Source organism: Enterococcus plantarum (genome assembly GCF_001730295.1).
GTDB classification, from domain to species: Bacteria; Bacillota; Bacilli; order Lactobacillales; family Enterococcaceae; genus Enterococcus_L; species Enterococcus_L plantarum.
In genome coordinates this window covers 41,542-52,389 of the sequence record NZ_MIKA01000014.1, presented here as the reverse complement: position 1 = coordinate 52,389, position 10,848 = coordinate 41,542, and the positions used below count along the sequence as shown (strand labels likewise).

The 10,848-nt window shown below is 34.8% G+C and carries 11 protein-coding genes; 3 read left to right on the top strand and 8 right to left on the bottom strand.

Going from position 1 to position 10,848, the window contains the following annotated elements:
* Positions 1–387: 387 nt before the first annotated feature.
* The 8 genes from BCR22_RS07395 to BCR22_RS07360 all read right to left on the bottom strand — a co-directional run bounded on the left by BCR22_RS07395 (position 388) and on the right by BCR22_RS07360 (position 8,279).
* Positions 388–1,572 carry a spr1629 family repressor/antitoxin gene (locus tag BCR22_RS07395; protein WP_069654311.1) on the bottom strand — a complete coding sequence of 395 codons (1,185 nt, stop codon included), beginning with the start codon at positions 1,570–1,572 and terminating at the stop codon, positions 388–390.
* Between the two features lie 32 nt (positions 1,573–1,604).
* Positions 1,605–2,369, bottom strand: coding sequence for a spr1630 family ClpXP-sensitive toxin (locus tag BCR22_RS07390; RefSeq protein ID WP_069654310.1), 765 nt, complete (start codon positions 2,367–2,369; stop codon positions 1,605–1,607).
* Between the two features lie 625 nt (positions 2,370–2,994).
* Positions 2,995–4,068 carry an ABC transporter substrate-binding protein gene (locus BCR22_RS07385; RefSeq protein ID WP_069654309.1) on the bottom strand — a complete coding sequence of 358 codons (1,074 nt, stop codon included), beginning with the start codon at positions 4,066–4,068 and terminating at the stop codon, positions 2,995–2,997.
* Complete coding sequence (locus tag BCR22_RS07380) at positions 4,065–4,901, bottom strand: ABC transporter permease (RefSeq protein WP_069654308.1); 837 nt, start codon at positions 4,899–4,901, stop codon at positions 4,065–4,067. Before BCR22_RS07380 ends, BCR22_RS07385 begins: the two co-directional genes overlap by 4 nt.
* On the bottom strand, positions 4,898–5,707 hold the full coding sequence (locus BCR22_RS07375) for an ABC transporter permease (protein ID WP_069654307.1): 810 nt from the start codon (positions 5,705–5,707) through the stop codon (positions 4,898–4,900). Before BCR22_RS07375 ends, BCR22_RS07380 begins: the two co-directional genes overlap by 4 nt.
* A gap of 11 nt (positions 5,708–5,718) precedes the next feature.
* On the bottom strand, positions 5,719–6,804 hold the full coding sequence (locus tag BCR22_RS07370) for an ABC transporter ATP-binding protein (protein ID WP_069654306.1): 1,086 nt from the start codon (positions 6,802–6,804) through the stop codon (positions 5,719–5,721).
* A gap of 116 nt (positions 6,805–6,920) precedes the next feature.
* The gene (locus BCR22_RS07365) at positions 6,921–7,463 is read right to left on the bottom strand and encodes a helix-turn-helix domain-containing protein (RefSeq protein ID WP_069654305.1); all 543 of its coding nucleotides are present in this window, start codon (positions 7,461–7,463) and stop codon (positions 6,921–6,923) included.
* 273 nt (positions 7,464–7,736) lie between these two features.
* Complete coding sequence (locus BCR22_RS07360; RefSeq protein WP_069654304.1) at positions 7,737–8,279, bottom strand: FUSC family protein; 543 nt, start codon at positions 8,277–8,279, stop codon at positions 7,737–7,739.
* Between the two features lie 243 nt (positions 8,280–8,522).
* Here BCR22_RS07360 and BCR22_RS07355 point away from each other — a divergent pair, with 243 nt between their 5' ends.
* Genes BCR22_RS07355 through coaC form a run of 3 tightly spaced genes read left to right on the top strand, consistent with a single transcriptional unit; the run spans position 8,523 to position 10,843 of the window.
* Positions 8,523–9,515 carry an oxidoreductase gene (locus tag BCR22_RS07355; RefSeq protein WP_069654303.1) on the top strand — a complete coding sequence of 331 codons (993 nt, stop codon included), beginning with the start codon at positions 8,523–8,525 and terminating at the stop codon, positions 9,513–9,515.
* Between the two features lie 15 nt (positions 9,516–9,530).
* Positions 9,531–10,301: a phosphopantothenate--cysteine ligase gene (gene coaB / locus BCR22_RS07350; protein ID WP_069654302.1), complete on the top strand. Its 771-nt coding sequence runs from the start codon at positions 9,531–9,533 to the stop codon at positions 10,299–10,301.
* Positions 10,301–10,843: a phosphopantothenoylcysteine decarboxylase gene (gene coaC / locus BCR22_RS07345; protein WP_069654301.1), complete on the top strand. Its 543-nt coding sequence runs from the start codon at positions 10,301–10,303 to the stop codon at positions 10,841–10,843. The genes coaB and coaC overlap by 1 nt, the downstream gene beginning before the upstream one ends.
* The last annotated feature ends 5 nt before the right edge of the window (positions 10,844–10,848 follow it).

Genomic DNA, 10,848 nt, shown 5'->3' with positions numbered 1-10,848 from the left:
GTTTTTTTCCTTCAGCAGAACGAATAATACACGCAACAATTACTTTTTGATGGATGTCTAATCCAGCACAACAAGAACGAAGTACATCTTCCATTTTCAACATTCCTCCTTGAAAAAAAGTACAGAAGAGGCTATTCTACTTATAGAAACAATTTATTTTTATACGCAGGTTCTACGACCTAATGATTGGTGCAAATAAGTAGAATGATCTAGTTTGTCCCTCAAGGTTACTTGGAGAAGAACCTCAATAAGCGATCGACCTACAAGCCACTTCTGTCATCTCTAGTATGACAGGAAATAGCCTGTAGGTCGATCACTTTATTTTCATTCTGTTTGGTGAGGGCGGTAGCCCTCATGAGTGTTTGTCCCAACCTCCTTCAATGTTAATTAGTTTTCCTTAGTGAACAAAGAAACAACATTTGGGTTATTAAAATATTCTCTATTAGACTCTTCAGAGTACTTGCTTAGAAATTTATTTTCAATCCCGAATAGAGATTCTAAAAATGAACGGTCAATATAATAGTCATTTAGAATATCATTTAATGAAAATAAGTGATTTTTAAAAATTAAGTCTAGCAAAGAACGAACTTTTCCGGGTCTAATAATCGCGATATCTTCATCCAAAGGTTCATTTTTTTTGTAGTCTTTTCGATTTAGAGTCGCGTAAAAGTAACGATTTTCTTCAAATGTTAGTAGTCCCATTTTATAAGCACGATACTCTAAAGCGCCAATTGAAACCATATATTTCATTTTCAAATCCAGATATGATTCTGGATTTGATTTCTTTGAAATAGTTGCAAAGTCCGTTAAAAATTGCTCTTTCGGAAGAAGGAAAAAAGAGGCAAAGTCATTGGCTTCTTTTTCAATTATTTTATGTTCATCTTTTGTTAAGCTATCCATATCAATCTTGTAATGCAACAACAAGTGCCCTAATTCATGGGCTAAATCAAAATTTCTTCGAACTGCTGATTTTTTTTTGTTACCAAGAATAATAAACGGTTTTTCTTGACGAGTCCAAGTACTATACGCATCAATACTTGTTCCCATATTTTTTTCTAAAATATATATTCCTGAAAGTTCAAGCTTGTAAAGAAGCTCTGAATTTGATTGTACATCCAATTTTTTTCTAGCATTTTCAGCAATATTCTCTAGTTGTAAAAGCCTGTCATTTGTTTCCATTGACCTATTATAAAGTGGAATTGATTCGTCTCTTAATAGTGGAAGGGGACTAGTTGGCAAATTGAGTTTACTTTCAAACTTATCTAAAAAATAACTAGCAAAATCAATAAAAGTTGTTTCCATTTTTGTTTTTTTACGAGCCTCTCGATCCTCAGCACGGTAGGCAATACTTTCAACATTGGAAATATTAGTTACAAATGGTTCTGTATAGAAAAATTGAGCTTTTACATTAAAAACTTTTTTTAATTCATTAGCCACTTCAAATTTTGGTACAGTATATTGATTTTCATACTGCCAGATTGCTTGTTCACTTAAACTTAATTTGTCAGCAAGTTCCTTTCTGGAGAGACCATTTAATTCTCTGACACTTTGTAATTTCTCTCCGAAAAACATTGTAATCACATCCTTGCTTATTTGTTGGAAAATTAGTTTCCAGATGCTTCTTTTTCTTCTTCAGGGATGGAATAACCAAATGCGTTTGAATCACCTGAGAAAATAGTCTGATCAGACACTTTTTCATTCATAATTGGTTCTACATCTTCAGTAGTAATTTCATACTCACTATCTTGAATAAGATAACTTAAATCTTCAATTAGCTCTAAGTTCATCGTTTGACGATTAGGCATGGTTAATCGAATGGATTCAACGAATTTAGTTTCATCATCAATTTCGTAAGTCACAATATAAAAACGTGAGTATTTTTGAGTAACGTTCAGTTGCTTGCCTTCTATAACAGCCCTTACTTCTTCTGGGTCATTTAATTCAAGTTGAATTTGTTCTGGTTGAGCAACAAAGTTTTGGTCGCTATTTTTTAAAACATTTGTATTTATGTCAGCTAAATTTACCAAATAATTATCTTCATTGGCTTTCTTTTTTTGATCATTAAAAGATTTTTTCACTCGTCTAGCGTTTTTTACGATAACCATATAATTTTCAGCATTTTCGCTAACTGTAAACTGTAAATATTCCCAAGTATAGCCAGCTTTTTCAATTTTAAACTGTACATTGTGGTTTTGTCCAATTTTAGAAACTTGATCATCGATGTGATTTCCTTTTGTCCAAGCGTATGCACCACTAACACTCATTGACTCTTTTTTGCTTTTTCGTTCTTCAAGATACTGTAAGTACCCTTTCAAAGTACCATCAACTATTGCTTTACTAATTGTTTTATCTAATTTAAATTCATCCATACATAAACCTCCAATCTATTTGACTCTGTTAGTATACAACATTTTTAAAGTAAAAACATTAATTTCCGTTTTTTTTTAAAGTAGAAATATTGGATTAAAAATTTGGATGAATAAAACGCTTATTTTCAAAGTGATGAAACAATGATACAGAGATAAAGTACAATTTTCTCTGTTCGCTATAAAAACTTACTACTCAACTAGTTACTCTACCTCATAACATTACCTCACTAATACACTTCTCAAAATATTCTTACTCCCTTAGTTAAAATAATATAAAGCGAAATCAAAACTACCTAATTTGATAGAATTCAGAGGATACAATATTATTAACTAGAAAAACTTAATTATTTATTTCTAACATATTCTATTAATAGAATATGAACATTTTCAGCGTTTACAGTAGATGTTTTTAACCCCCTTTTTAAATGATGGTTTTTCTCTTAAAGAGTATCTACGTTTTACTCTACTTACATCAAGCTTTCTAGCTAAAAAATCTCTGATAGAAAACACCAAAAAAGCGACAATTTCGTCGCTTTTGGTAGAATTTTGGAAAACTGGCAGTAAAAACGGTAGCTTACTCTCCTAGATTTTTGTTGGTTTAACGCGTTTTTACTGAGTTATCCAATCATCGGCGGTACATCTTAAACTCAAGGAACAAGTCATTATAAATACCCAAATATTTCCCACCTAAGTCTTCATAAACTTCCAAATGCTTAATCACTTCATCACTGGGATAAAACTGTTCATCGCTTGAAATTTCTTTAGGTAACAACGTTTTCGCTGCTTTATTAGGTGTAGAATAACCAATATACTCTGCATTTTGAGCAGCATTCTCAGCTCGTAGCATAAAATTGATAAATTCGTAGGACCCTTTAATATTTTTTGCTGTTTTAGGAATCACAATATTATCAAACCACAAGTTAGAGCCTTCTGATGGAATCACATAATGTAAATGTTCATTTCCATCAAGCATTTCAGCGGCTTCACCCGAAAAGGTTACAGCAGCTGCACTTTCCTCGTTGATCATATACATTTTGATTTCATCTGCAACAATTGCTTTCACATTCGTTGTTAGTTTGTTTAATTTATCCGTTGCTTTACGCAACTCTTGATTATTTTTGCTGTTCAAAGAATACCCTAAACTATTTAAGGATAATCCTAATACTTCACGAGCACCATCAATCAACATCACATTATCTTTCAATTCTGGTTTCCACAAGTCGTCCCAATGCTTAATTTGATCTTCACCGATAAATTTGTCATTGTAGATAATGCCTAATGTTCCCCAAAAATAAGGAATCGAGTATTTATTTTGTGGATCGAAATCCAAATTTAAAAAACGTTCATCAATATTTTCTAAGCCTTTCAGCTTCTTATGATCGATCGGTAATAGCATTTTTTCTTTCATCATTTTTTGAATCATATATTCAGAGGGAATCGTGATATCATAGGCCGTACCACCTTGCTGGATTTTCGTAAACATGGCTTCATTCGAGTCAAACGTTTCATAATTGACCTTATATCCTGATTCTTGTTCAAATTTACGTAATAAATCTGGATCGATATAATCGCCCCAATTATAAATCGTCAACGTATCAGCTCCAGCCATACCACTGGCCTTTTCTAATTGACGAACTCCAAAAAATAAAATCAGAATGATGGCTAAAATACCGATAAACAAAGATTGTAGTTTTCTCATTTAAGGTTCGCCACCTCACTTTGTTCTCGCCGTATTTTTTTGACACGTTTAGACGTATTATCTTGACTGATAAAATAATAACCAATCACTAAGATCATAGAGAAAATGAAAACTAGTGTACTTAAGGCATTTATTTCTAAACTGATCCCTTGTCTTGCTCTAGAGTAGATTTCAACGGACAGTGTTGAAAACCCGTTTCCTGTAACGAAAAAGGTCACGGCAAAATCATCTAGCGAGTAAGTAAATGCCATAAAATAACCAGCGATAATGCCTGGTGATAAAAACGGCAAAATAATATTTTTGATTACTTGTAGGTTATTGGCACCAAGATCACGAGCAGCATCTACCATCGAATCATTCATCTCTTGTAATTTCGGTAATACCATCAATACAACAATCGGAATACTAAATGCAATATGAGACAATAGCACACTTGTAAAGCCTAAACTAATAAATCCAACAGCTGTGAAAAAGATCAAGAAACTGGCACCAATAATAACATCTGGTGACACCAATAAAATATTATTGAAACTCATTAGTGTTGTTCTTGTTTTTCTTCGTCTTGTATAATAGATTCCCATCGCACCAAATGTTCCAATGATCGTTGCTAACAACGCAGATAAAAAGGCTAACAAGAACGTATTCAACATAATAATCAACAAACGAGTGTCTTCAAAGACCGCTGTATAATTTGCAAGTGTGAAACCTGTAAAGGTATTCATTGTGTCTGTATCATTAAATGAATAGAAAATCAGGTAGAAGATTGGCGCATACAGTAAAGCAAAAACGATGATCAAATACAAGTATGACCATTTAAATTTTTTCTTTGTCATTTCACCCGCCCCTTTTTCTTCTTCTCACCGGTCAGTAACATCACAATAAACATTGCCACGATCAAAATCACACCAATCGTTGAACCCATCCCCCAATTTTGTGTCACCATAAAATGCTCTTCTATGGCAGTTCCAAGTGTGATCACACGATTTCCACCAATCAAACGGGTCAACATGAATAAAGAAAGTGAGGGTATAAAAACCGCTTGAACCCCACTTTTCACTCCATTTAATGAAAGAGGAAAGATTACTCGTTGGAATGTCTCAATACTATTGGCACCCAGATCACGACTAGCACTGATCAACGAAGGATTTAACTCTTCTAACGCATTAAAAATCGGTAAAATCATAAATGGTATCTCAATATAGGTTGCAACAAATAGAAAACTAAAATCTGTAAATAAAATTTGGTGAGAACCGATACCAAGAAAACTTAAAAACTGATTCACATTACCGTGAATACTAAAAATTCCAATAAATGCGTAAGCTTTCAGTAAAAGATTGACCCACGTCGGTAAAATCACCAACATCAACCACAATTGTTTATGCTTTAATTTCGTTAAAAAGTACGCTGTTGGATAACTGATCAAAAATGTAAACAATGTTATCAAAAAGGCATACCAAACTGAATTAAGTGTCATAGTCAAATAAGTTCCTGAAGTAAAATACGTTTGATAATTTTCTAACGTAAACTGCCCATTCATATCAAAAAATGACTGATAAATAATCATCAAAACGGGCGCAATCACAAACAATAACAGCCACATCATATAAGGAATCGAATAAATCCGACGCATTGTTTTCATTAATATTCCTCCTATTCTTCGTAGCTTTCTAAACGAGCATCAAAATCTTCCTCCGACTCATTAAAGCGCATCACGTGAATGTCCTCTGGTTCAAAAAAGAGACCCACTTTCGCGCCTTCAGTGGCTTTTCTAGTTGAATGAACCATCCATTCATTATGGTCTTCATCGTAACAGATGATTTCATAGTGAACCCCACGGAACAATTGTGTATCCACAGTAACGACTAATTTCCCTTTATCCGCAGTGGTGATCGTTAAATCTTCTGGACGTAGCATTATTTCAACAGGCTCAGCTTGACGCATACCACCATCCACACATTCAAAACGTTTGCCGACAAACTCAACTAAATTATCTTCGATCATCGTGCCGTTAACAATGTTACTTTCTCCTACAAAATCAGCCACAAAATGATTGATTGGTTCATCATAAATATCCACAGGGGTGCCACTTTGTACGATATGGCCTTTGTTCATAACAAAAATTTCATCACTCATTGCCAAGGCTTCTTCTTGATCATGCGTAACAAAAATGAAAGTAATCCCTAAACGTTGCTGTAGTTCACGCAATTCATATTGCATATCGGTCCGTAATTTTAAATCCAACGCAGAAAGTGGTTCGTCTAATAACAACACTTTTGGTTCATTGACGATTGCACGAGCAATTGCCACCCGCTGACGTTGACCACCAGACATTTCACTGATTTCACGTACTTCATAACCAGGCAATTGCACCATGCGTAGTGCATCTTTGACTTTCTTTTCAATTTCTTTTTTCGGTATTTTTTTGATTTTTAACCCGAACGCGACATTATCAAACACATTCATGTGAGGAAATAAGGCATAATCTTGAAATACGGTATTAACCTGACGTTTATTCGCTGGAATATCATTGATTCTTTGCCCATCAAAATAAATATCCCCTTCGGTGGCATCGGCAAAACCTGCTAAAATACGCAAAATCGTTGTTTTCCCACAGCCTGAAGGACCCAATAGCGTATAAAATTTCCCTTGTTCAATTTCAAAACTGACATTTTTTAACACTTTTTCATCATCATACTGTTTAACGACATTTTCAAATGTAATAATATTTTTTTTCACCCGCTGATGCCTCCTCTATTAAAATTGAACTATTTTTTTAACACAGTCACAACGTTCCGCTTCGCTATAACTTGTACTTTTTAACATCTGCTCATTTCACTTCGCCTTACCTATACTTATAAATAAGATTCTGTCGCTACAATCAATACTCGACTTTTTCCTTTTGAATGATTGATCAATTGATGAGGTTCTGCTGCTTGATAATACATTGCTTCCCCTTTTTTGGCTGAGTAGGTTGTTTCACCTAGTATCAATGATACAGAACCATCGATTACATAAATGAACGTTTCAGATAAAGAAGGCTCAAATGTTTTATACTGACCACCTTTGTCAAAAGTTAAAACAATGGGTTCCATTTCTTTTTCATTGGATTCAGGAATCAGCCATTTTAATTCATAACCATTTTCTTCATCATAGTAAAGCGTACTATCTTGATCTTTATAAACAATTTTCTGCTCTAAAGTTCGTTCACTAAAAAATTGTTCGGGGCTAATACCCAGAACTTCTAAAATATTAAAAAAAGTTTCCATAGATGGCGAGCTTAAATCACGCTCCAGTTGAGAAATATATCCTTTCGTCAGATCTGTTCGTTCGCCTAACTCTTCTTGCGTTAAATTTTTCTGTACACGTAAATTCCGCAACTTCTCACCAATTTCCATCAGACCACCTCATTTCTTTTAAAAAAACATATAAAAGTTTGCTAATACTAAACTAGAAGTTTAATTTTACTTTTTCTAGTATACGAATTTTTCAAAAAATAGCAACAAATTTCTACAATAATTTTGTATTTTTTTAATTCAATCTCATACTAGTATACTAGCATCGATCGAGTTATTTTGACAAAATAAAAAAAGGGGTGGGACATGACTCTATTCGTCACACCCCAGCCCTAAGCAATCTGGATAAATGGAGGAAGCAGGAGCAACTTCCTCTTATTTCTCAGAGTTAACCACTTCTACCCCAACCTCTTCCTTGTCTTCTATCGTTTGGCTACCCCTTTTTCTATCAAGTTTTAACGGAATCAAGTAATTTACCAACAAGGCAATCCCCATTCCAATAAAACTATCTACTACTCTAGCAAATGCATAACCATAAGAGCGATCAGCAGGAATCATAAAAACGATCGTCAACAAAGTTGCACATGCCCCAACGGTTCCTTCTTGGTAACCTAAAGTAGCTAACAAAGCGATCATCAGAGTGATGATTACAGGAATAAAAATCAACTGCACAAGCTCTGTTCTACCTAACAAATTAAATACACCAATCACAACAACCGACATCAGTGCGCCCATTACATTGCCAATAATACGATGCTTACCATATTTCAGCGTATTCTCCATATCTTCTCTTAACGTAAAAACAGTGGTAATTGCCGCAACGACATATGTTTCTCGTTTTAACAAGATACTCACTAAAATACAAAAAAAGACACTCAACCCTGTTTTAAATGTTCGCATACCAATTTTTAATTTCACCAAACTATATTCCTTTCAAACGTTATAAAACTATACTATAAGATATTTTCAGCTTATGACAACTAAGCTTGACTCCCTTATTTTAACTTATTTTGCGGTTATTAAGAAGGGGTCTTCAAGAAGAATTTGCTAAAGATAAAAAGAGAATATGTTATGATAGTAACAATCATACTAAATTGTTTAAAAGACATGCTATCTCTAAACTAAAGTTAGCCTAATTTTTTAAATACAAGGAGGATATTTATGGACCAATTTTCTGGATTTCGTGTTAATGAAATAGATGGTCAAGTTACGACAACGATAGAAAAATTAGCACTCAATGACTTATCTAAAGGGGATGTGCTCATCAAAACAGCCTACTCCTCAGTCAACTATAAAGATTCATTAGCGATCAAAGAAAATGGCGGTGTTATTCGTGATTACCCGATGATTCCTGGAATCGATTTGAGCGGAACTGTTTTATCTTCCAAAGATGATCGCTTTGAAGCAGGTCAACCTGTTTTAGTCACTGGTTACGGTCTAGGTGTAACCCATACAGGAGGATTTGCCGAAGTCGCTCGTGTTCCCGGTGATTGGATTGTTCCTTTGCCTAATGAATTAAGCTTAAAAGAAGCTATGATTTTTGGTACGGCTGGCTTTACCGCTGCTTTGTCTGTACAAGCACTTGAAAATCATGGATTAGCGCAAAATAAAGAGGCAGAGATTTTAATTACAGGAGCCTCAGGTGGTGTAGCAAGTTTAGCAATCGCGATGCTAAAAAAAAGAGGCTATCACAATATCACTGCGTTAAGTCGGAAAAAATCAGCAATCGATACGTTAAAAAAAATCGGTGCAACTAGGGTGCTTTTAATGAATGAATTTATGCCTGACAAAATAAAACCGTTAGCAAAACAAACGATCGACTTTGCAATCGATACAGTTGGTGGTGAAATTTTGGCAGCAATATTACCTCAACTTCGATATGGTGGCTGCATCGCAATGTGCGGCAATGCAGCTGGGATCAAATTAACTACAACTGTTTTACCGTTTATCTTAAGAGGGGCGAATCTACTTGGAATTGATTCAGTTAATGTGCCCATGAAACAACGTCTAGCTATTTGGCAACGTTTAGCTACCGATTTAAATGTTTGTCATCATGAACTGGTCAATGAGATCACTCTACAAGCCCTACCTCAAACCTTAGAACAATTACAAGCTGGCACTCACGTTGGCCGTACGATTGTTAAAATAAGCTAAAGGAGCAACCCATAAATGAATATTTTAATCACAGCAGGTGGAACTTCTGAAAAAATTGATACTGTCCGTTCAATCACGAATCACTCAACAGGACGTTTAGGAAAAGAAATCGGTGAACTGTTCTTAGCACAAGGTCATCGTGTTACTTACATTACTACACCTCAAGCTGTCCAACCTAAGAAAGAATCAAACTTAACTATTATTGAAATCGACTCTACAAAAGAACTAGAAACGACTTTACTTGAACAGTTTGACCACCAGAAATTTGATGGGATCATTCACAGTATGGCGGTTAGTGACTTTACGACTGAAACAACCCTTTCGGAAGATCTTTTCATTGAAAAACTTGCAGCTAAATTAACGGCAGATGGGCACTTACCTGATGCAACAGATTTAAGAGAAACACTGTATCGCAGTTTAGATGAAATCGGTAAAACGATTCAACAAGAAAAAAAAATTCCTTCTGGAACTGATCGCCTCTTGCTTTTTTTGAAGAAAAACCCTAAAATAATTGCAATGCTGCGAAAGCAACAACCACACGCGGTTCTTGTTGGTTTCAAATTATTAGTTGGTGTTTCTACCGAAGAATTGATTCGCGTGGGACAATCGATCTTAATTAAAAACAACTGCGATTTGGTTTTAGCCAATGACCTTGAAGAGATTCAGGGCAGCCAACATAAAGGAATTTTGATCGACGCCTTGGGGCAAACAGAAACTGCTCAGACAAAAAAAGAAATTGCCCAATTAATCGTGAAAAAGGTTGAAGAAAAATGGAGGAACCAATGATGAAAACAATCTTATTAGGTATTTCCGGTAGCATTTCTGCCTATAAAGCAGCTGACATCACTAGCCAATTAACTAAATTAGGTTACAATGTCGATGTAATCATGACCACCAATAGCACAAAATTTATCACGCCATTGACATTGCAGTCTTTGTCAAAAAATCCAGTTCATACAGACGTTATGGAAGAAATCGCACCTGAAAAAATCAATCATATCGAATTGGCAAAAAAAGCTGATCTTTTTTTAGTTGCTCCAGCGTCAGCTAATAGTTTAGCTAAACTAGCTAACGGTATTGCAGATGATATGCTTTCTACTGTCGCTTTAGCTTTAAAAGAGGACGTACCTAAATTTATTGCACCAGCAATGAATACTTATATGTATCAAAATCCGATCACACAGCGAAACATAGCAACTCTAAAAAAAGTTGGGTATCATGAAATCGATCCCCGAGAAGCATTATTAGCTTGTGGTGATTTTGGTCGCGGCGCTCTTGCAACAGTTGAAGAGATCGTTGCTACAATCAATGACGTATTAACGAAATAATTTTG